Source organism: Streptococcus oralis subsp. oralis (assembly GCF_002096455.1).
Taxonomy (GTDB): Bacteria; Bacillota; Bacilli; order Lactobacillales; family Streptococcaceae; genus Streptococcus; species Streptococcus oralis_CY.
Map to the genome: position 1 here is coordinate 401,671 of NZ_NCUL01000008.1, position 22,671 is coordinate 424,341.

A 22,671-nucleotide genomic window follows, 5' to 3' on the forward strand; every position below is an offset into this window, starting at 1 on the left:
AGAAAGTGTATAATAAAAGTAGCAATATAGAAGGAGAAGTCTCATGGCAGTTAAAGATTTCATGACCCGTAAGGTAGTTTATATCAGTCCAGATACGACTGTAGCACATGCAGCAGATTTGATGCGCGAGCAAGGTTTGCACCGTTTACCTGTTATCGAAAACGATCAATTAGTCGGATTGGTAACAGAAGGAACCATCGCGGAAGCCAGCCCATCTAAAGCAACAAGTCTCTCTATCTATGAGATGAATTATCTTTTGAATAAAACCAAAGTAAAAGATGTGATGATTCGAGATGTCGTGACTGTTTCTGGATATGCTAGTCTAGAAGATGCGACCTATCTGATGCTGAAAAATAAAATTGGGATATTACCAGTCGTAGACAACCATCAAGTTTATGGCGTAATTACAGATCGCGATGTCTTTCGGGCATTCTTGGAAATTGCCGGATACGGAGAAGAGGGAATCCGCGTTCGTTTTATCACAGAAAATGAAGTCGGTGTACTGGGAAAAATTGTAGCTCTAATAGTAGAAGAAAATCTAAATATCTCGCACACAGTTAACATTCCACGTAAGGATGGGAAGGTCGTCATCGAAGTTCAAATTGATGGAAAAATCGATTTGACTTCATTAAAGGATAAGTTTGAAAAAGAAGGAATTCAAGTGGAGGAGATTACTCAGACCTCTGCCAAAGTCCTTTAAACCAGAGGCTTTAAAGCCTCTTTTCTTCTGCCATCAAAAGCGGTGAAAAGCAAAATATGGAAAGAAATGAGAGATTATGGTATAATAAAACGATATGAAAAGGAGTATCTATGGACATTTCAGAAATTCGTCAAAAAATTGACGCAAATCGTGAAAAATTAGCTTCTTTTAGGGGGTCTCTTTGACCTCGAAGGCTTAGAGGAAGAGATTGCCATCTTGGAAAACAAGATGACAGAACCTGATTTTTGGAACGATAATATCGCGGCCCAAAAGACGTCGCAAGAATTAAATGAATTAAAAAACACCTACAACACCTTCCGTAAAATGGAAGAGTTGCAGGATGAAGTTGAGATTTTATTGGACTTTTTAGCAGAAGACGAGTCAGTCCATGATGAACTGGTCGAGCAGCTAACCGAGTTGGATAAGATGATGACCAATTACGAAATGACGCTTCTCTTGTCAGAACCTTATGACCATAATAATGCAATCTTGGAAATCCATCCAGGATCTGGAGGTACTGAGGCACAGGACTGGGGCGATATGTTGCTTCGTATGTATACTCGTTATGGAAATGCCAAAGGCTTTAAAGTAGAAGTTTTGGATTACCAGGCTGGTGATGAAGCAGGTATCAAGTCTGTGACCTTATCTTTTGAAGGACCTAATGCATACGGCCTACTTAAATCAGAAATGGGTGTTCACCGTTTGGTCCGTATTTCACCATTTGACTCTGCCAAACGTCGCCATACTTCATTTACATCCGTAGAGGTTATGCCTGAGTTGGATGATACCATCGAAGTGGAGATTCGTGAAGATGATATCAAAATGGATACCTTCCGTTCAGGTGGTGCTGGTGGACAAAACGTCAATAAAGTTTCAACAGGTGTGCGTTTGACACACATTCCTACAGGAACTGTCGTCCAATCAACGGTCGATCGTACCCAGTATGGAAATAGAGATCGTGCCATGAAGATGTTGCAGGCTAAGCTCTATCAGATGGAGCAAGAAAAGAAAGCTGCGGAAGTTGATTCTCTCAAAGGTGAAAAAAAAGAAATCACATGGGGAAGTCAGATCCGTTCTTATGTCTTCACACCTTATACTATGGTAAAAGATCACCGTACAAGCTTTGAAGTTGCTCAGGTAGATAAGGTGATGGATGGAGACCTTGATGGTTTTATCGATGCCTACCTCAAGTGGCGAATCAGCTAAGATAGAAAGGAACTCATATGTCAATCATTGAAATGAGAGATGTTGTCAAAAAGTATGACAATGGAACGACTGCCCTGCGTGGTGTCTCTGTCACCATTGAACCAGGAGAGTTTGCCTATATCGTAGGACCTTCTGGGGCAGGTAAGTCAACCTTTATTCGAGCTTTATACCGAGAAGTAAAGATCGAAAAAGGAAGCCTAACAGTTGCAGGCTTTAATTTAGTTAAAATTAAGAAGAAAGATATCCCGCTTCTACGTCGTAGTGTTGGGGTTGTCTTTCAAGATTACAAACTCTTGCCAAAGAAAACGGTTTATGAGAATATTGCCTACGCAATGGAAGTTATCGGAGAGAATCGCCGTAACATCAAAAAACGTGTTATGGAAGTGTTGGACCTAGTAGGTTTAAAACACAAGGTTCGTTCTTTCCCGAATGAACTCTCAGGTGGAGAACAGCAACGGATTGCGATTGCCCGTGCGATTGTCAACAATCCTAAGGTATTGATTGCTGATGAACCAACAGGAAACTTGGACCCAGATAATTCTTGGGAAATTATGAATCTGTTGGAACGCATCAATCTCCAAGGTACGACTGTCTTGATGGCGACCCACAATAGCCAGATTGTAAATACCTTGCGCCACCGTGTCATTGCCATTGAAAATGGCCGTGTCGTTCGTGACGAAGCTAAAGGAGAATATGGATACGATGATTAGTAGATTTTTTCGCCATTTATTTGAATCATTAAAAAGCTTAAAACGAAATGGCTGGATGACAGTAGCAGCAGTGAGTTCGGTTATGATTACCTTGACTCTGGTTGCCCTGTTTGCATCTGTAATTTTTAATACAGCAAAACTGGCTACCGATATTGAAAACAACGTTCGTGTTATGGTCTACATTCGTAAGGATGTAGCAGATAACAGTGAAACGATTGAAAAAGAAGGTCAGACAGTTACCAATAATGACTACCACAAGGTCTATGACGCTTTGAAAGCTATGCCTGCTGTAAAAAGTGTTACCTTCTCAAGTAAAGAAGAACAGTATGAAAAATTAACGGAAACCATGGGTGAGGATTGGAAGGTCTTTGAAGGGGATGCAAATCCTCTCTATGATGCCTATATCGTCGATACAAATTCTCCAAGTGATGTTAAAACAGTAGCTGAAGAAGCGAAGAAAATTGAGGGAGTATCAGAAGTTCAAGATGGTGGAGCCAACACTCAACGACTTTTCGAACTGGCTTCCTTTATCCGTGTTTGGGGATTGGTTATTGCAGGGCTCTTGATTTTTATCGCAGTCTTCCTCATTTCCAATACCATTCGTATCACTATTATTTCACGTAGTCGTGAGATTCAGATCATGCGTCTTGTAGGAGCGAAAAATGGCTATATCCGTGGTCCATTCTTGCTAGAAGGTGCTTTTATTGGCTTGCTTGGTGCAGCAATTCCTTCAGTCCTTGTATTCTTTGTTTACAATATGGTTTATCAATCGGTCAATAAATCCTTGGTAGGTCAAAACTTGTCAATGATTACACCAGATGTGTTTATCCCTCTGATGACAGTCCTATTATTTATAATCGGAATTTTCATTGGTTCAATTGGTTCAGGGATTTCCATGCGTCGATTCTTGAAGATCTAGTTGGATTTAAATGCAAATTGCAGTACAAATCAGAAAAATAATACATATTTAAAAGAGAAGTTTTCGTAAACTTCTCTTTTTCTTTTTTAAAAATTAAAAAAAATAGACAATTTTTTTATAAAAGCCTTTACAAAAAAAATAAAAGTGGTATAATTAATACATAACCAAATGCAAACGTTTTCGTAAAACGTTTGCCTAAATAAAATAAAGGAGATTTGAATGATGAAAGCTACATTCAAAAATGTCTTGTCTTTCGAATTTTGGCAAAAATTCGGTAAGGCTTTAATGGTGGTTATCGCCGTTATGCCAGCGGCGGGATTGATGATCTCAATCGGTAAATCAATCGTGATGATCGACCCAAACCTTGCTCCTCTAGTGATTACAGGTGGAATCCTTGAGCAAATTGGTTGGGGGGTTATCGGTAACCTTCATATCTTGTTTGCCCTTGCTATTGGGGGAAGCTGGGCAAAAGAACGTGCAGGTGGTGCATTTGCAGCCGGACTTGCCTTTATCTTGATTAACCGTATCACAGGTACTATCTTTGGTGTTACAGGTGATATGTTGAAAAACCCTGAAGCAATGGTTACTACCTTCTTTGGTGGTTCAATCAAGGTTGCTGACTACTTTATCAGCGTTCTTGAGGCACCAGCGCTTAACATGGGGGTTTTCGTAGGGATTATCTCTGGTTTTGTTGGGGCAACAGCTTATAACAAATACTACAACTTCCGTAAACTTCCTGATGCCCTTTCATTCTTCAATGGTAAACGTTTCGTACCATTCGTCGTTATTCTTCGTTCAACTATTGCTGCAATTGTACTTGCTGCCTTTTGGCCAGTAGTTCAAACAGGTATCAACAACTTTGGTATTTGGATTGCCAACTCACAAGAAACTGCTCCAGTTCTTGCACCATTCTTGTATGGTACTTTGGAACGTTTGCTCTTGCCATTCGGTCTTCACCACATGTTGACTATCCCAATGAACTATACAGCTCTTGGTGGAACATACGAAGTGTTAACTGGTGCAGCAAAAGGAACACAAGTATTTGGTCAAGATCCACTTTGGCTTGCATGGGTAACTGACCTTGTTAACCTTAAAGGTTCAAATGCTGACCAATACCAACACCTTCTTACAACAGTCACTCCAGCTCGTTTCAAAGTTGGACAAATGATCGGTTCATTTGGTATCTTGATGGGTGTCATCGTTGCTATCTACCGCAATGTTGATGCTGACAAGAAACACCAATACAAGGGTATGATGATTGCGACAGCCCTTGCAACATTCTTGACAGGGGTTACTGAACCTATCGAGTATATGTTCATGTTCATCGCAACACCGCTTTACCTTGTTTATTCAGTAGTTCAAGGTGCTGCCTTTGCTATGGCAGATATTGTTCACCTTCGTGTCCACTCATTCGGTTCAATTGAATTCTTGACTCGTACACCATTGGCAATTAATGCTGGTATTGGTATGGATATCGTTAACTTTATCTGGGTAACTGTTCTCTTTGCGGTTATCATGTACTTCATTGCCAACTTCATGATCAAGAAATTCAACTACGCAACTCCAGGACGTAACGGAAACTACGAAACAGCTGAAGGAGCATCAGAAGAAGCAGCTCCTGGAACTCCAAAAGTTGCAGCAGCTTCTCAAGCCGTAAACATCATTAACCTTCTTGGTGGTCGTGCAAATATCGTAGATGTGGATGCATGTATGACTCGTCTTCGTGTAACTGTTAAAGACGCAGATCGCGTTGGTACTGAGGAACAATGGAAAGCAGAAGGAGCTATGGGTCTTGTCATGAAAGGACAAGGTGTCCAAGCTATCTACGGACCAAAAGCTGACGTATTGAAATCTGATATCCAAGATATCCTTGACTCAGGGGAAGTAATTCCTGAAACTCTTCCAAGTCAAATGACAGAAACTCAACAAAATACTGTACACTATAAAGGTGTAACTGAGGAAGTTTACTCAGTAGCTGACGGTCAAGTTGTTGCTTTGGAACAAGTGGAAGATCCAGTTTTTGCTCAAAAAATGATGGGTGATGGATTTGCAGTAGAACCAGCAAATGGTAACATTGTATCTCCAGTTACTGGTACTGTATCAAGTATCTTCCCAACAAAACACGCTCTTGGTCTTGTCACTGACTCAGGTCTTGAAGTGCTTGTTCATATTGGTTTGGATACAGTAAGTCTTGAAGGAAAACCATTTACTGTTCATGTTTCTGAAGGACAAAAAGTGGCTGCTGGTGATCTTCTTGTTACAGCTGACTTGGATGCTATTCGAGAAGCAGGACGCAAAACATCAACAGTGGTTGTCTTCACAAATGGTGATGTCCTCAAATCAGTTAAATTAGAACAAACAGGTTCTCTTGCAGCTAAAACAGCAGTTGCTAAAGTAGAATTGTAATATACTTGGGGTTGGAAGCTGTTTTCCAACCTCTTGTTTTAGGAGAAAAGCATGAAATTTCTAACACTCAATACTCACAGTTGGATGGAGAAGGAAGCAGAGGAAAAATTCCAAATCTTACTCCAAGATATTCTCGATAAGGACTATGATTTGATTTGTTTCCAAGAAATTAATCAAGAAATGACTTCGCCTGAGGGAGAGGTTAATAATCACTATCAAGCTTTACCATCAGCAGAACCCATTCATCAGGATCACTATGTCCGACTCCTGGTTGAAAAATTGGCTGAGAAAGGGAAAAGCTACTACTGGACTTGGGCTTACAATCATATTGGCTATGACCGCTACCATGAAGGCGTAGCAATCTTATCCAAAACACCTATTAAGGCGCGTGAGATTTTAGTATCAGATGTAGATGATCCAACGGACTACCATACTCGTCGCGTTGCCTTGGCTGAGACAGAAGTTGAAGGAAAGGAACTGGCTCTTGCAAGCGTTCATCTCTCTTGGTGGGATAAAGGTTTCCAAGAAGAATGGGCACGATTTGAGGCTGTACTAAAAGATTTGAACAAACCTCTGATTTTAGCAGGTGATTTTAATAATCCAGCTGGTCAGGAAGGCTATCAAGCGATTTTAGCTAGCCCATTAGGATTACAAGACGCGTTTGAAGTTGCGAAAGAAAGAAGTGGTAGCTACACCGTTCCACCAGAAATTGATGGTTGGAAAGGCAATACCGAGCCACTACGAATCGACTACGTCTTTACGACCAAAGAGTTGGAAGTAGAGAGTTTACAAGTAGTTTTTGATGGTCAAAATAGTCCACAAGTCAGCGATCATTATGGTTTGAATGCTGTATTGACCTGGAAATAATGAAAGAGGTTGGAACCAGATAGTTTCAACCTTTTAATCTACTTGAATCTTTACTACAGGACTGAGACTCAAATGGGACTACTGCAATGGGACAAAATATGGTATAATTGAAAGGATAGAAGCGAGGATAGTATGTCATTTAAGAAATTTCAATTTAAAAATTATATAGTAGAAGCCTTGGAGGAGTTAAAATTTACAACTCCAACAGAGGTACAAGAAAAATTAATTCCTATTGTACTGGCAGGTCGTGACTTGGTGGGCGAGTCAAAAACTGGTTCAGGAAAGACTCATACTTTCTTATTACCAATTTTCCAGCAATTAGATGAAACTAGCGATAGTGTGCAAGCAGTCATTACTGCACCTAGTCGTGAGTTGGCCACTCAAATCTACCAAGCAGCTCGTCAGATTGCAGCTCACTCAGATGTCGAAGTTCGTGTGGTTAATTATGTGGGTGGTACGGATAAGGCGCGTCAGATTGAAAAACTTGCTAGCAACCAACCACATATCGTTATCGGAACGCCAGGTCGCATCTATGATTTGGTCAAATCTGGTGATTTAGCTATTCACAAGGCCAAGACCTTTGTCGTCGATGAAGCCGATATGACCTTGGATATGGGATTCTTGGAAACCGTTGATAAGATTGCAGGGAGCCTTCCAAAAGACTTGCAGTTCATGGTCTTTTCAGCAACTATTCCACAAAAATTGCAACCGTTCTTGAAAAAATACTTGTCAAATCCTGTCATGGAAAAAATCAAGACTAAGACAGTTATCTCAGATACGATCGATAATTGGTTGATTTCTACCAAGGGCCGTGACAAGAACGCTCAAATTTACCAGCTGACTCAGTTGATGCAGCCTTATTTGGCAATGATTTTTGTTAACACAAAAACGCGTGCTGATGAGTTACATGCCTACTTGACTGCTCAAGGATTGAAGGTAGCTAAGATTCATGGAGATATTGCTCCTCGTGAACGCAAACGGATCATGAATCAGGTGAAAAATCTGGATTTTGAGTACATTGTTGCAACAGACTTGGCAGCGCGTGGAATTGACATTGAAGGGGTCAGCCATGTTATCAATGATGCCATTCCGCAAGACTTGTCTTTCTTTGTTCACCGTGTTGGACGAACTGGGCGCAACGGACTGCCTGGTACAGCTATTACCCTTTACCAGCCAAGCGATGACTCGGATATCCGCGAGTTGGAGAAATTAGGGATCAAGTTTATTCCTAAGATGGTCAAAGACGGAGAGTTCCAAGATACCTATGACCGTGATCGTCGTGCCAACCGTGAAAAGAAGCAGGATAAGCTTGATATCGAAATGATTGGCTTGGTTAAAAAGAAAAAGAAAAAAGTCAAACCAGGCTATAAGAAGAAGATTCAATGGGCGGTGGATGAAAAACGTCGCAAAACCAAGCGTGCTGAAAATCGTGCACGTGGCCGTGCTGAGCGTAAAGCCAAACGCCAAACATTTTAAGAACAAAATTGGAGCTGAATGGCTCCTTTTTTTAACTTCATTTTATGAATTTTTAAAAATACTGCAAAAAAAAAATAAAAAGTGGTATAATGATAAGGTTATATAGTCCCGATAAGGTGGTAGAAAGATCTATTTTTCTTTCGAGTTGAAACCGTAGAGGATAAGATTTTTTACCAGTACTTTGTAACTCTATAACAATATTTTTTAAGGGGGGACATTTTTATGTCAGAACGTAAATTATTCACGTCTGAATCTGTATCTGAGGGGCATCCAGATAAGATTGCAGACCAAATTTCAGATGCGATTTTGGATGCTATTTTAGCAAAGGACCCAGAAGCGCACGTTGCTGCTGAGACAGCTGTTTATACTGGTTCTGTCCACGTTTTTGGTGAAATTTCGACAAATGCCTATGTGGACATTAACCGTGTGGTTCGCGATACCATTGCAGAGATTGGTTATACCAATACAGAGTATGGTTTTTCTGCAGAGACGGTGGGAGTTCATCCGTCACTTGTTGAGCAGTCACCAGATATCGCCCAAGGTGTTAACGAAGCCTTGGAGGTTCGTGGGAATGTAGATCAAGATCCGCTGGACTTGATTGGTGCTGGTGACCAAGGTCTTATGTTTGGGTTTGCAGTGGATGAGACAGAAGAACTCATGCCTTTACCAATCTCACTTAGTCACAAGTTGGTTCGTCGTTTGGCAGAACTTCGTAAGTCTGGTGAAATTAGCTATCTTCGTCCTGATGCCAAATCACAAGTAACAGTTGAGTATGATGAAAATGACCGTCCGGTACGTGTGGACACAGTCGTTATTTCAACTCAGCACGATCCAGAAGTTAGCAATGAACAAATTCACAATGATGTGATTAACAAGGTTATCAAAGAGGTGATCCCAGCTTCTTACTTGGATGAGCAAACCAAATTCTTCATCAATCCAACTGGTCGCTTTGTAATCGGTGGACCTCAAGGGGACTCAGGTTTGACTGGTCGTAAGATTATCGTGGATACCTATGGTGGCTACTCTCGTCATGGTGGTGGTGCCTTCTCTGGTAAGGATGCGACGAAAGTGGACCGTTCAGCCTCTTATGCAGCTCGCTACATTGCCAAGAACATCGTTGCAGCAGGTCTTGCTAAGAAGGCAGAAGTGCAATTGGCTTATGCTATCGGGGTGGCGCAACCTGTTTCTGTTCGTATCGATACTTTTGGTACAGGAACAGTAGCTGAAAGCAAGCTTGAAAAAGCAGCGCGTCAAATCTTTGACCTTCGCCCTGCGGGAATTATCCAAATGCTGGATCTCAAACGTCCAATTTACCGTCAAACAGCGGCTTATGGACACATGGGACGTACAGATATTGACCTTCCATGGGAACGTTTGGATAAGGTAGATGCATTAAAAGAAGCTGTGAAATAAAACTAAAAGATTGGTAGCTGTGCACTGCCAATCTTTTTTGCAAAAGAAAACCAGCTTTTGGCTGGTCTTCTTATTTTATAGGGATTGAAATCTCAATCAATTTATCTGAATAAAGCGTCTTGATATTGGCTTCATCAATGCTTCCTTTGTCGATTTTACGTTTTAAGAAGAAGTCTTGGATAGTTTCGATTTCAGGTTCACGAATAGCACGGTGTTTGTTGGAAATGAGGATTTCATAGTGAAGCGGGGCTTGCGTGAAAACTACATCTGTGTTTCCAGCAGAATAGACCTCGACAAGAGTTGCGTCTGTGCTTTCTAATTGGCTTTTAACAAGTTGCGAGTGTGAATTAGTCGTGTTGATAAGCTTCATAACAGTTCCTCCGATTTTCTAACTCTATTATAGCACTTTTTGGATAAAATCGTGTATTTTAGCCAATTCCATGCTGGATTTTCCAAGCTTCAATTCCCCATTTATGGCTACCACGTTTGAGTTTTTCAATTGCTTCATCAATAGGGAACCAAGCAATATGATTGAAATCTTCCAATGGTTTTTGTGCTTCTTTGAAAGAAATAGCTTCATAGAGATACGCTGGATTGTAGTAGTAGGTATCACGGTGGCGAGAGTAGAAATACTCATCAGCTTGTCCATAATAGGTTCCAATCTCAGCTGTAAAGCCAAGTTCTTCGATTAGTTCTCTCTTCAGTGCTTCTTGATGATCTTCGCCTGCTTCAATCTCTCCACCTGGCAAGAACCAAGCACCATTGGGAGCTTGAACTAAGACAATTTGTTTTTTCTCCGCATCCGGAATAACTGCGTACACACCATAGCGGGGCTGGTAGGTCACATTCTCTTTTTTATCACCATAAGTTGGGTTTGCCATTGCTTTTTCCTCATTCTCTAGTATCTTTATTATTATCATAATGGACGAGGGGCAAGCTGTCAAGGTTTTACATTTATTTTAGTAAAAAAGGTGCAGAAAATGATAGACTTTCTGCACTTGTTATATAGATTTATTCTTCTATTTCAGAAGCAATCTCTTCTGTTTTCTCAGTTTTTTTGGCAGATTTGATTTGAATATTGCCATTGCTTGTCATAACTGCCTTGAGGTCTTTTTCACTTGGATTTTCAAGGTAGAAGTCTGTTATGGCATCCTCGATATGGTCTTGAATGGTACGGCGGAGTGGGCGTGCCCCCATTTTTGGATCATAACCTAAGTCAACCAACTTTTCCTTGACCTTGTCTGTCACATCGAGGTGGATATTGTTGCTAGAGAGGCGTTTATTGACATCCGCTAGCATGAGTTCGACGATTTGGAGAAGGTTGTCCTTGCTGAGAGGTTTAAATTCGATGATGCCGTCAAAACGGTTCATAAACTCTGGACTAAAGAAGTTACCGAGTTCACCGAGAACAGAGTTGGTACGTCCTTCACGAGCAGCTCCAAAACCAACGCTGGCTTCGGCCTTACCAGTACCCGCATTTGAGGTCATGATAATGATAGCATCCTTAAAGCTAACTGTGCGTCCTTGCCCATCAGTCAAACGACCATCGTCCAAGACTTGAAGGAACATGTGCATGACATCTGGGTGGGCTTTCTCGACCTCATCGAGAAGGATGAGTGAGTAAGGATTGCGACGAACTTTTTCCGTTAACTGACCAGCTTCATCATAGCCAACATAACCTGGAGGGGCACCGACTAATTTAGCCACACTGTGTTTTTCCATGTATTCACTCATATCAAAGCGAATCATGCTGTCAGCAGAGCCAAAGAGCTCAATGGCTAGTTGTTTAGAGAGTTCTGTCTTACCGACACCAGTTGGTCCGACAAAGAGGAAGCTTCCGATTGGCCGGTTAGGAGTTCCAAGTCCAACACGATTACGACGGATGGCTTTGGCAATCTTATCGACAGCTTCATCTTGACCTATAACATGGGCCTTGAGGTCGTCTGCTAGATGGATAAGCTGAGACTGTTCTTTTTCTTTGAGTTCTCCAACAGGGATATTGGTTTTCTGCTCAATGATATGTTCGATTGTTTTCTCGCTGATGATTGGAGTATCCTGATCGGTCACCTTGTTTTTCTGCATTTCCTTGTACTTGGCAATCTGATCGCGGAAATAAGCAGCCTTTTCAAAATCTTCCTCTCGTGTAGCTTGAGCCTTGAGATTTTCAGCCTCAATCAAGCGCTGATCAATCACTTTAGGATCAACAAAGTTCAGTGTCAGATTCATCTTAGAACCAGCTTCATCCAACAGGTCAATAGCCTTGTCTGGCAAGAAGCGGTCTTGGATATAGCGATTGGATAGATTTGCAGCAGCTTCTATAGCCGCATCAGTATACTTGACGTGATGGTAGTCTTCGTATTTCTTTTGAACCCCTTTGAGGATGATAATGGTTTCTTCAACAGTTGGTTCATCTACCTTGACGGGCTGCATACGACGCTCTAGGGCAGCATCTTTTTCAATGATGCGGTATTCATTGAGAGTAGTGGCTCCGACCATTTGCAATTCACCACGGGCAAGGGCTGGTTTGAGGATATTTCCTGCATCCATATTGCCATCGCCAGCAGATCCTGCACCAACAATTTCATGGATTTCATCGATAAAGAGGATGATGTCCTCACGTTTGCGGATTTCTTCCATGAGTTTTTGCATACGTTCTTCAAATTGGCCTCGAATCCCTGTTCCTTGGACTAGACTGACCACATCCAGACGGATGACCTGCTTGCCTTGAAGTTTATGGGGAACATCGCCATCGACAATCTTCTGAGCTAGACCTTCCACAACGGCTGTTTTACCAACACCCGGTTCTCCGATGAGGACAGGATTGTTCTTGGTTCGACGGTTGAGGATTTCGATAACGCGGATAATCTCCTCATCTCGACCGATAACAGGGTCAATATCTCCCCGACGAGCAATCTCAGTAATATTGATACCATATTCCTCTAGGAGTCCTTTTTCTTGGCTAGGAGGTGTTTGAAGCGGGCCTCGGTTTTGAGGTCCATAACCACCATTTCCTCCATATCCCCCACCAGATTGAGTTGGAGGGACGTTATTAGAAGAAGGTTTGAAATTGTTCAAATCATTGAAAAAGTCGCCGAAAGGATCAAAGTCATGATTATTTAAGTCAGTCATTCCTTTAAAGAGGGTATTATTTGGATCTGTTTTGATAATTTTATAGCAATTTTGACAGAGATCAATTTGCTTTTGCTGTCCATTGATATTGGTATACAGATGAATTGTTGAGTCGTTTATTTTACAGTTTTGACAGAGCATACATCTACCTCATTTCATTCTTATTCTTGGTCTAAGAAAAAGGTCAAGAATAGTCAAAGTTTTATACTCTCATTATAGCATGATTAAGGTGTAAAGCAAGTAAAAAGATTGGGAAGTGGTCGTTTTTAAAAGAGGGATTCATGGAGAATCCAGCGACATTGAAGGTAAGAAAAAATCCCATTTGTGGTGACAAAAAGGATTCTCATTTATCGGGCCTTACTGCCCGTTGTTTTTATATTAGTAAAGGAGTTCGTAGATCTCCATTGCAATCAAATCAATGCTATCAAAGGTATAAGTTTCACGAGCTTCTACATCGCGAAGGGTGAAGAGTGATCCATTTTCTTCGTCGTGGCTGTATGCAACTTCTGCGACAACAACACCTTCACGTTCAAAATTACGTTTTAGATTTCCACCATCTTTTGTCATTGCTTCTAGGCGGTTAATGATTCTAACCAAATGTGATTCCATTTTGATTCTCCTCCATTTCTTATCGTTTCTATTTTACCATAAACAAGAGGTAGTTGACTAGAAAAAAACTGTGATTTCTCTCTATTTCTCCATTCTATCAAGTTAATTGTTAAAATTAGGGAAAAAGGATTGAATTTTAATTCAATTCATGTTATAATCATACAATCTAATACATAGAAAGTTGATTGAATATGAATTTTTCTTTTTTACCAAAGTATTTACCATATTTTAACTATGGTGCTCTGATTACCGTATTGATTTCCATCCTTGTTGTTTGCTTAGGTACCATTATAGGTGTGTTACTGGCCTTTGCCCAACGTTCACGCTTTAAACCGCTCGTTTGGTTTGCAAATGTGTATGTTTGGATCTTCCGTGGAACTCCGATGATGGTTCAGATTATGATTGCCTTTGCTCTTATGCATATCAATGCTCCGACTATTCAAGTGGGAATTTTAGGAGTTGATCTTTCTCGTTTGATTCCTGGTATTCTGATTATTTCTATGAATAGTGGAGCTTACGTTTCAGAAACTGTTCGTGCGGGGATCAATGCGGTTCCTAAAGGGCAGTTAGAGGCCGCATACTCTCTTGGAATTCGTCCGAAAAATGCCATGCGTTATGTCATTTTGCCACAAGCTATCAAGAATATTCTTCCAGCGCTGGGAAATGAATTTATCACCATTATCAAGGATAGTTCCCTCTTGTCTGCGATTGGGGTGATGGAGTTGTGGAATGGTGCAACGACTGTAGCGACAACAACGTATTTACCGCTGACTCCCCTTTTATTTGCAGCCTTTTACTATTTGATTATGACCTCTGTTTTGACAGTGGCGTTGAAAGCATTTGAAAAACATATTGGACAAGGAGACAAGAAATAATGACAGAAACCTTGATTAAAATTGAAGAACTACATAAGTCTTTTGGGAAAAACGAAGTCTTGAAAGGGATTGACCTTGAGATTAAACGAGGAGAAGTTGTGGTCATTATCGGTCCATCAGGGAGCGGGAAATCAACTCTCCTTCGTTCGATGAATCTCCTTGAAGAAGCAAGTAAAGGTAAGGTTATCTTTGAAGGAGTTGATATCACAGATAAGAAAAATGACCTTTTTGCTATGCGTGAAAAGATGGGTATGGTATTCCAACAATTCAACCTCTTTCCCAATATGACAGTGATGGAAAATATCACTTTGTCACCAATTAAAACCAAAGGTGAAAGCAAGGGAGTTGCGGAGAAGAGAGCCCAAGAGCTTTTGGAAAAAGTTGGTTTGCCAGATAAGGAAACTGCTTATCCTCAGAGTTTGTCAGGTGGTCAGCAACAACGGATTGCCATTGCACGTGGACTTGCTATGGAACCAGATGTTTTGCTTTTTGATGAGCCAACTTCAGCCCTAGACCCTGAGATGGTTGGAGAAGTCCTAGCTGTTATGCAAGACCTTGCCAAGTCAGGGATGACTATGGTGATTGTGACGCATGAAATGGGCTTTGCGCGTGAGGTAGCAGACCGTGTTATCTTTATGGCGGATGGAGTTGTTGTCGAAGATGGAACGCCTGAGGAGATTTTCGATCAAACAAAAGAACAACGGACCAAGGAATTTTTGAGTAAGGTTTTGTAATACCTCATTTTTAGAAGAAATGGAGTAGGCATCATGGCTTCCAGTAAAGAATATTTAGATTTTATTCTCGAACAGCTATCAGAGCTAGAGGAGATGAGTTATCGTCCAATGATGGGAGAGTATATCCTTTATTATCGTGGAAAGATTATTGGAGGAATCTACGATAATCGTCTGTTACTGAAGCCTGTGAAGGTGGTCTTGGATCAACTGGGACAGACTAGGTTTGAACGTCCTTATGAAGGAGCTAAGGAGATGATTTTGATAGAAGACATTGAAGATAAGTCATGTCTAATCAGATTAATCAAGGAGATGTATGAAGTCTTACCGGCTCCAAAAGTCAAAAAGAAAGCATGACAAATTTACCTAGTATAAATAGGCATAAAAGCTCGATACGAGCTTTTTCTTATAGTTTCAGACTATAAGGTCTATTAGTCAGGAAGTGTTAGAATGACAAGGCGTTTTTTGTTATAATAGAGGATATCTGATAGAAAAGAGAAGAGATATGACACAGATGATTGATGGGAAGGCTCTTGCGGCTAAGTTACAAGGACAGTTGACTGAAAAAACGGCCAAACTAAAAGAAGAAACAGGTTTAGTTCCAGGCTTGGTAGTGATTTTGGTGGGGGACAATCCTGCCAGCCAAGTCTACGTTCGCAACAAGGAACGGTCAGCTCTCGCTGCTGGCTTCCGTAGTGAAGTAGTGCGAGTTCCAGAGACCATTACCCAAGCGGAATTGTTAGACTTGATTTCCAAATACAATCAAGATCCAGCTTGGCATGGGATTTTAGTCCAGTTACCTTTGCCAAAACATATTGACGAAGAGGCAGTTTTATTAGCCATTGATCCAGAAAAGGATGTGGATGGTTTCCATCCTCTAAATATGGGCCGTCTTTGGTCAGGTCATCCAGTTATGATTCCTTCTACACCTGCAGGGATTATGGAGATGTTTCATGAATATGGGATTGACTTGGAAGGTAAAAATGCAGTCGTTATTGGTCGTTCGAATATCGTCGGAAAACCGATGGCTCAGCTTCTTTTGGCTAAAAATGCGACTGTGACCTTGACCCACTCACGCACCCATCATCTTGCCAAGGTTGCTGCTAAGGCGGATATTCTTGTGGTTGCAATCGGTCGCGCTAAGTTTGTGACTGCTGACTTTGTCAAACCAGGAGCGGTTGTCATTGATGTTGGGATGAACCGAGATGAAAATGGCAAGCTTTGTGGAGATGTTGATTATGATGCTGTTGCACCACTTGCTAGCCACATCACACCTGTACCGGGTGGAGTTGGTCCTATGACTATTACCATGCTAATGGAGCAAACCTATCAGGCAGCGCTTCGAACACTAAACAAGGACTAGGAAGATGAAATTCGTATTTGACCTGGATGGAACGCTATCTTTTGACTACATGACTATTGATGAGGAGATTCAGCAGGTTCTTTTAAAGGCTGAAGATTATGGGCATGAGCTTGTGTTTGCCTCAGCTCGCTCTTATCGGGATTGCTTGGGTTTATTAGGCCCTAAACTCAGTCAGCGCTTGGTCATAGGGTTGAATGGTGGCGTAGCCTATCATTTGGGGAAGGCTATCTTCGAAAGGAATCTCTATGCTAGAGTTTATCATGCGCTAGTGGATTATTGCCAGACTTATAATCTCCCTTTCTTTGTAGATGATTGCTTTGACTATAGTGGTCAGATTGTAGAGAAGATTCCATTTTTCTCCAGTGTGGATCCCCTAAAGGTGGCTCGTCATCAGAAACTTGAGGACTTAGGGACTCCGATTAAGGTAGTCGTTTATATGGGTGACCATGAGGAGTTGCTTGATGATCTGCTTGGTCAGTTAGAAAGACTGGGACTGGCTCATCTCTCCTATCATGCGCATGAAAAGTGCCTTTATGTCAACCCCTTGGATACTCATAAGGCGACAACTGTTGAAAAGTTATGCGGGGAGAACTTCATCGCTTTTGGAAATGACCAAAACGATATTGAACTGTTTAAGACATCTCTTTATTCAGTTCAGATAGGAGATTTTGCTGGCCTTACTCCATATGCAGATGACACGTTAGAGCTTAAAGGAGCTCCTTCTCCAGCAGTGGCAGCTAAAATCTTACAGACCTTTGCGGAATTTAAGGGAAAATAGATAAAAGGAGGTCTGAACCTCCTTTTGTAGTATAATAGAGTGAGAGGGAAAAAACGATGAAAGTGATTGATCAAGCTTTACTAGAAAAAGTCATTATTGAACGTTCTCGTCACAGCCATAAGGGAGATTACGGGCGTCTGCTCTTGCTGGGAGGGATCTATCCTTATGGGGGAGCTATCATCATGTCAGCCATTGCAACTGTCAAAAGTGGTGCAGGATTGGTGACCGTTGGAACAGATAGGGAAAATATCCTTGCTCTACACAGTCATTTACCTGAGGCCATGGCATTTTCTCTTCAAGACCAGCAATTGTTAAAAGAGCAGTTGGAAAAGGCAGAAGTTGTCTTGTTAGGTCCGGGTTTGCGAGAGGATGCATTTGGAGAAGAACTCGTAAAACGAGTCTTTGACAGCCTTAGAAAAGACCAGATTTTGATTGCAGATGGCGGCGCTTTGGGCATCTTAGCAAAAGCTCATTTTCCATTCCCATCTAGTCAGCTCATCCTAACTCCCCACCAAAAGGAATGGGAAAGACTGTCTGGTATAGTTCTTGACCATCAAAATACAGAGACGACTGCTAGGGCTCTTTCAGCTTTTCCTCAAGAAACGATTCTAGTCGAGAAGGGGCCAGCAACTCGTATCTGGAAAGCTGGTCAGCCTGAATATTATCAGTTACAGGTTGGAGGTCCCTATCAAGCAACTGGTGGAATGGGAGATACACTTGCTGGGATGATTGCAGGATTTACAGGTCAGTTTCACCAAGCCAGTCTCTATGAGAGAGTGGTGGTAGCGACCTATCTTCATTCAGCTATTGCGCAAGAACTAGCTCAAGAAAACTACCTTGTCTTGCCAACAGAAATTAGCAAGCTACTCCCAAAAACAATGAAAAAAATATCTCAAAAAGGCAGCTAATATCTTGGTTGTCTTTTTATGTTGATGAAGCTTTGTTGATAAGGTTTTTAAATACCTCAAAACCAGCGACCAACTGCTGAACTTGCGTGAAATTCTCTCTTTTAAGGTCTTGATTTTTACTCAAACTCGCAAGGAAAGCGAGATTGTTATCAAAGTTGAGGGGTGTCAAATCATGCTTTTTTTGATATAATTTTTAATGATGAATGCAAGAAATGATCGGTATGTGGTCGTTGATTTAGAGGCGACCAGCACCGGAAGCAAGGCAAAAATTATTCAAGTAGGCATTGTGGTGATTGAGAATGGTGACATCATCGATCAGTATGCGACTGATGTCAATCCTCACGAACCCTTGGATTCTCATATCAAAGAATTAACGGGTCTGTCCGATCAACGTTTGGCTGTGGCACCAGAGTTTTCTCAGGTGGCCGGAAAAATTTTTGAATTGGTTAAGGACGGTATTTTTGTTGCGCATAATGTACAGTTTGATGCCAACCTTCTTGCAGAATTTCTCTTTTTTGAAGGATATGAATTGCGCACACCGCGGGTGGATACAGTTGAGCTTGCCCAGGTTCTGTATCCTCAGTTTGAAAAGTATAACTTAGGTATCCTTTGTCAAGAGTTGGGAATTGAGCTTGAACATGCCCACACTGCCCTGTCAGATGCTCAGGCAACAGCTGAACTCTTGCTTTACATGCGTCAAAAACTATTTGAGTTACCAAAAGGGCTCTTAGAAAGCTTGCTAAAACTTGCAGACAACCTTCTCTATGAAAGTTATCTGTTGATTGAGGAGGTTTACCAGCAACAATCTCTCTTATCTTCGCCCGACTTGATAGAACTTCATGGGCTTTTCCTCAGAAAGGAAAGCAAAGCCTTAGTCCCACGAAAGTTATCCAAAGACTTTGCTAAAAACATTTCTTTATTGGGGCTGGAGGAGCGTCCGCAACAGTTGGAATTTGCGGAGAAGATTGAGCAATTATTGGAAGAACACCAGACTTCCTTTATCCAAGCCCAAACGGGACTGGGCAAGACTTATGGTTATCTCCTCCCAGCTTTGAACTTGGAGAGTCAAGCAGGTATCCTAGTGAGTGTTCCGACCAAAATTCTTCAAAATCAAATCATGCAAGAAGAAGGTCGGCGCTTAAAAGAGGTCTTCCATCTGGAAATTCATAGTCTCAAGGGGCCTCAAAATTATTTAAAACTGGATGCCTTTCACCGAGTTCTCCATCGACTGGAGTCCAATCGCCTTTTCACACGCTTTAAAATGCAACTGCTCATCTGGCTAACAGAGACAGAGACTGGCGACTTGGACGAAATCGGGCAACTTTATCGCTATCAACACTTTCTGCCAGAACTAGTCCACGATGGCAAGCTTTCAAAGAAAAGTTTATTTGCTACAGAGGATTTTTGGAAACGAGGGCAGGAAAAGGCCAAGACCAGTCGTGTTCTTCTGACCAATCATGCCTATCTGGTCACTCGTTTGGAAGACAATCCAGAGTTTATCGACAACCGTTTGGTGATTTTGGATGAAGCTCAAAAAATGCTACTAGCTCTCGAAAATCTAGCCCAGCAGGCTTACCGCCTTGAGGAACTTGTAACTCAAATTGAAAAGTCCTTGGAGTCAGAAGAAGATTTGATTCAGAAACGCTTGCTTGAGAGTATAGGTTTTGAATGTCGTTACTTGATGGAGCACTACCAGTCAGGCCTTAAGAATGGAAAGTGGTTGGATTCTCTTGAACAGTTGCGCCAGCATTTTTCGGAGCTAGCTCTCCCAGAGTATAGAGAGATTGCAAACTTTTTCACCTCGGACCGTGAATTTTGGCTTGCTACAGCAGAGAAATCGAGCAAGGATGTCTTGATTTGTTCAAGTAAAAAAGGCCGCTTTATACTAGCAGACTTATTGCCAGAAGATTGTAGGCTCCTAGGAGTATCGGCCACTCTTGAAATCAGCAATCGGGTTTCCCTAGCAGATTTATTGGGATTTCCGGATGCTCCGCTTGTTAGGCTTGATGTAGCAAAACAGGAGCAACAAGAAGTCTTTCTAGTCGATGATTTTCCTCTTGTGACAGAAGTTTCACCTGTTGACTATGCTAGTGAAGTGGCTTCTGTTATCCGAAGGTTACAAGCCTTTCAAGAACCCATACTGGTCTTGTTTACCTCAAAAGAAATGTTGCTGGCAGTTTCGGACCTGCTCGACCAACCGCATCTAGCTCAGTATAAAAATGGGGAACCAAGCCAACTGAAAAAACGTTTTGAAAAGGGCGAACGCCAGATCTTGCTTGGAACAGGTAGTTTCTGGGAAGGGGTTGATTTTTCAATCCATCCTTGCGTGATTCAAGTGATTCCGAGATTGCCTTTCCAAAATCCCCAAGAGCCTTTAACCAAAAAATTAAACCAAGAACTGCGTCAAGAAGGGAAAAATCCTTTCTATGATTATCAGTTGCCGATGGCGATCATTCGGCTAAAACAAGCTCTGGGCCGTACTGTTAGAAGATCTGACCAAGGTTCGGTTGCTGTTATCTTAGATAGTCGTGTCGTTAGCAAGCGTTACGGCAAACAAATCGCTCAGGCCTTGTCAAAAGAAAGGGCTGTTCAGGTTCTTTCTAGAGAACAGCTAGAGCCTGCTGTAGCTGATTTTCTCCAATCTCGTTGCAATAGAATGAAAGAAAAATCCAAGAAAGAGAAAAGGTAAAAAATATGAAACGTTCCTTCGACTCTCGAGTCGATTATAGCCTCCTCCTACCAGTGTTTTGTTTACTGGTGATTGGAGTAGTGGCCATTTATATAGCAGTTAGTCATGACTATCCAAATAATGTATTACCAATTCTAGGTCAGCAAATCGCTTGGATTGCCTTGGGCCTTGTCATTGGTTTTGTGGTCATGTTCTTTAATACCGAGTTTTTATGGAAAGTGACTCCCTATCTTTATGGTCTAGGGTTGGCTTTGATGGTCCTCCCTCTTGTTTTCTACAATCCAAATCTTGTAGCGTCAACAGGTGCCAAGAACTGGGTATCAATTGGCGGAACGACACTTTTTCAGCCTTCGGAGTTCATGAAGATTTCCTATATCTTGATGTTGGCTCGAGTCATCGTACAATTCACTCAAAAACACAAGGAATGGCGACGGACTATTCCCTTGGATTTCCTATTGATTGGTTGGATGATTGCTTTTACCATCCCAGTCTTGATCCTCTTAGCCCTACAAAGTGACTTGGGGACTGCCTTGGTCTTTGTAGCTATTTTTTCCGGTATGGTTCTCCTTTCAGGTGTTTCGTGGAAGATTATCATTCCTGTTTTTGCGACAGGAGTGACTGCTGTTGCAGGCTTCATGGCCATCTTTATAAGCAAGGATGGACGTGCCTTCTTGCATCAGATTGGGATGCCAACTTACCAGATCAACCGCATTTTGGCTTGGCTCAATCCCTTTGACTTCGCGCAAACAACGACTTACCAACAAGCGCAGGGACAAATTGCGATTGGAAGTGGTGGCTTGTTTGGACAAGGTTTCAATGTGTCCAATCTCCTCATTCCAGTACGCGAGAGTGATATGATTTTTACGGTGATTGCTGAAGATTTTGGCTTTATTGGTTCAGTCTTTTTGGTTGCCCTGTACTTACTTCTTATCTATCGGATGTTGAAGATTACACTTAAGTCAAACAATCAGTTCTACACCTATATCTCGACTGGTTTTATCATGATGTTGCTCTTCCATATCTTTGAAAATATCGGTGCCGTGACAGGCTTACTTCCTTTGACAGGGATTCCTCTGCCTTTCATTTCTCAAGGGGGGTCCGCAATTATTAGTAACCTTATCGGAGTCGGTCTTCTCTTATCTATGAGTTACCAGACCAATCTAGCAGAGGAGAAAAGTGGAAAAGTTCCATTCAAACGAAAGAAAGTCGTCCTAAAACAAATCAAATAAGGAGGCCACTATGGCAACAGTAGCAGTTATCTTAGCCCAGGGTTTTGAAGAAATTGAAGCCTTGACAGTAGTTGATGTCTTGCGTCGAGCAAACATTTCATGTGATATGGTAGGATTTGAAGAGCACGTGACAGGATCACATGGCATTCAGGTAAAAGCCGACCGTATCTTTGATGGTGATTTGTCTGACTATGACTTGGTAGTTCTTCCAGGTGGCATGCCAGGATCAGCTCACCTACGGGATAATCCAGCCCTCATTTCTGAGATTAAAGCCTTTGACCAAGCTGGAAAGAAAATTGCAGCTATCTGTGCAGCCCCAATCGCCCTCCATCAAGCAGGTGTCCTGAAAGACAAGCACTTTACTTGTTATGACGGAGTTCAGGAGCAAATTACTGATGGAATTTATCAAAAGCAAACAGTGGTTGTAGATGGTAATCTAACAACTAGCCGAGGACCGTCAACCGCACTTGCCTTTGCCTATGAATTGGTAGAGCAATTGGGAGGAGATGCTGAAAGTTTACGAGACGGCATGCTCTATCGAGATGTCTTTGGAAATCAACAGTAAAACGAGAGGCGGACTCTCGTTTTTTTATTTACTCCATTTCTAAAAAATGTTTCATATGATTGTCCTGCGCTTTTATATCAATCTTTTATAAATCAATC

21 protein-coding genes are annotated in these 22,671 nt (G+C 41.6%); 17 read left to right on the forward strand and 4 right to left on the reverse strand.

Annotated features, from left to right (window positions below; all coding sequences use genetic code 11):
• The first annotated feature begins 43 nt into the window (after positions 1–43).
• The 8 genes from B7720_RS06475 (at position 44) to metK (ending at position 9,697) form a co-directional block, all read left to right on the forward strand.
• A complete protein-coding gene (locus tag B7720_RS06475) occupies positions 44–700 on the forward strand; it encodes a CBS domain-containing protein (protein WP_000268650.1) in 657 nt (218 codons plus the stop codon).
• A gap of 110 nt (positions 701–810) precedes the next feature.
• Positions 811–1,906 (forward strand): peptide chain release factor 2 gene (gene prfB, locus B7720_RS06485; protein ID WP_142357175.1). Its coding sequence is split into 2 segments (ribosomal slippage): positions 811–882 and positions 884–1,906, totalling 1,095 coding nucleotides; the frame shifts between segments, so codons are not numbered across the junction.
• A 17-nt stretch (positions 1,907–1,923) separates the two neighbouring features.
• Positions 1,924–2,616, forward strand: a complete 693-nt coding sequence (gene ftsE / locus B7720_RS06490) for a cell division ATP-binding protein FtsE (protein ID WP_000022273.1) — start codon at positions 1,924–1,926, stop codon at positions 2,614–2,616.
• Entirely contained in the window at positions 2,609–3,535 is a 927-nt protein-coding gene (ftsX, locus tag B7720_RS06495) for a permease-like cell division protein FtsX (RefSeq protein ID WP_084857146.1), read from the forward strand. The genes ftsE and ftsX overlap by 8 nt, the downstream gene beginning before the upstream one ends.
• A gap of 219 nt (positions 3,536–3,754) precedes the next feature.
• Positions 3,755–5,941, forward strand: coding sequence for a PTS transporter subunit IIBC (locus tag B7720_RS06500; RefSeq protein WP_080979105.1), 2,187 nt, complete (start codon positions 3,755–3,757; stop codon positions 5,939–5,941).
• A gap of 51 nt (positions 5,942–5,992) precedes the next feature.
• Positions 5,993–6,808 (forward strand): endonuclease/exonuclease/phosphatase family protein, encoded by an 816-nt coding sequence (locus B7720_RS06505; RefSeq protein WP_000670845.1) that lies wholly within the window; start codon positions 5,993–5,995, stop codon positions 6,806–6,808.
• A 132-nt stretch (positions 6,809–6,940) separates the two neighbouring features.
• Entirely contained in the window at positions 6,941–8,284 is a 1,344-nt protein-coding gene (locus tag B7720_RS06510; protein WP_084857148.1) for a DEAD/DEAH box helicase, read from the forward strand.
• 222 nt (positions 8,285–8,506) lie between these two features.
• The gene (gene metK / locus B7720_RS06515) at positions 8,507–9,697 is read left to right on the forward strand and encodes a methionine adenosyltransferase (RefSeq protein WP_084857150.1); all 1,191 of its coding nucleotides are present in this window, start codon (positions 8,507–8,509) and stop codon (positions 9,695–9,697) included.
• A gap of 70 nt (positions 9,698–9,767) precedes the next feature.
• On the opposite strand, the gene B7720_RS06520 is transcribed toward metK, so the two are convergent.
• The 4 genes from B7720_RS06520 to B7720_RS06535 form a co-directional block, all read right to left on the reverse strand.
• Positions 9,768–10,067: a DUF1827 family protein gene (locus tag B7720_RS06520; RefSeq protein WP_000767205.1), complete on the reverse strand. Its 300-nt coding sequence runs from the start codon at positions 10,065–10,067 to the stop codon at positions 9,768–9,770.
• A gap of 58 nt (positions 10,068–10,125) precedes the next feature.
• On the reverse strand, positions 10,126–10,578 hold the full coding sequence (locus tag B7720_RS06525) for an NUDIX hydrolase (RefSeq protein WP_049478869.1): 453 nt from the start codon (positions 10,576–10,578) through the stop codon (positions 10,126–10,128).
• 130 nt (positions 10,579–10,708) lie between these two features.
• Positions 10,709–12,967: an ATP-dependent Clp protease ATP-binding subunit gene (locus tag B7720_RS06530; RefSeq protein WP_049478870.1), complete on the reverse strand. Its 2,259-nt coding sequence runs from the start codon at positions 12,965–12,967 to the stop codon at positions 10,709–10,711.
• 237 nt (positions 12,968–13,204) lie between these two features.
• Complete coding sequence (locus B7720_RS06535; RefSeq protein WP_000443577.1) at positions 13,205–13,435, reverse strand: DUF1797 family protein; 231 nt, start codon at positions 13,433–13,435, stop codon at positions 13,205–13,207.
• A 191-nt stretch (positions 13,436–13,626) separates the two neighbouring features.
• Between B7720_RS06535 and B7720_RS06540 the strand changes: the two genes are divergently transcribed.
• From B7720_RS06540 to B7720_RS06580, 9 genes are all read left to right on the forward strand, one after another.
• Positions 13,627–14,310, forward strand: coding sequence for an amino acid ABC transporter permease (locus B7720_RS06540; RefSeq protein ID WP_001011622.1), 684 nt, complete (start codon positions 13,627–13,629; stop codon positions 14,308–14,310).
• The gene (locus tag B7720_RS06545) at positions 14,310–15,044 is read left to right on the forward strand and encodes an amino acid ABC transporter ATP-binding protein (protein WP_084857152.1); all 735 of its coding nucleotides are present in this window, start codon (positions 14,310–14,312) and stop codon (positions 15,042–15,044) included. The genes B7720_RS06540 and B7720_RS06545 overlap by 1 nt, the downstream gene beginning before the upstream one ends.
• Before the next feature lie 33 nt (positions 15,045–15,077).
• Complete coding sequence (locus B7720_RS06550) at positions 15,078–15,398, forward strand: TfoX/Sxy family protein (RefSeq protein ID WP_049500100.1); 321 nt, start codon at positions 15,078–15,080, stop codon at positions 15,396–15,398.
• A 148-nt stretch (positions 15,399–15,546) separates the two neighbouring features.
• Positions 15,547–16,404 carry a bifunctional methylenetetrahydrofolate dehydrogenase/methenyltetrahydrofolate cyclohydrolase gene (locus B7720_RS06555; protein ID WP_193432080.1) on the forward strand — a complete coding sequence of 286 codons (858 nt, stop codon included), beginning with the start codon at positions 15,547–15,549 and terminating at the stop codon, positions 16,402–16,404.
• 4 nt (positions 16,405–16,408) lie between these two features.
• Entirely contained in the window at positions 16,409–17,182 is a 774-nt protein-coding gene (locus tag B7720_RS06560) for an HAD hydrolase family protein (RefSeq protein WP_084857157.1), read from the forward strand.
• Between the two features lie 56 nt (positions 17,183–17,238).
• A complete protein-coding gene (locus B7720_RS06565; protein ID WP_084857159.1) occupies positions 17,239–18,090 on the forward strand; it encodes an NAD(P)H-hydrate dehydratase in 852 nt (283 codons plus the stop codon).
• A 199-nt stretch (positions 18,091–18,289) separates the two neighbouring features.
• Entirely contained in the window at positions 18,290–20,779 is a 2,490-nt protein-coding gene (locus tag B7720_RS06570; protein ID WP_420902935.1) for a bifunctional DnaQ family exonuclease/ATP-dependent helicase, read from the forward strand.
• Between the two features lie 5 nt (positions 20,780–20,784).
• Entirely contained in the window at positions 20,785–22,008 is a 1,224-nt protein-coding gene (locus tag B7720_RS06575; RefSeq protein ID WP_084857163.1) for an FtsW/RodA/SpoVE family cell cycle protein, read from the forward strand.
• Positions 22,009–22,018: 10 nt separating this feature from the next.
• Positions 22,019–22,573: a DJ-1 family glyoxalase III gene (locus B7720_RS06580; protein WP_000246647.1), complete on the forward strand. Its 555-nt coding sequence runs from the start codon at positions 22,019–22,021 to the stop codon at positions 22,571–22,573.
• Positions 22,574–22,671 lie beyond the last annotated feature (98 nt).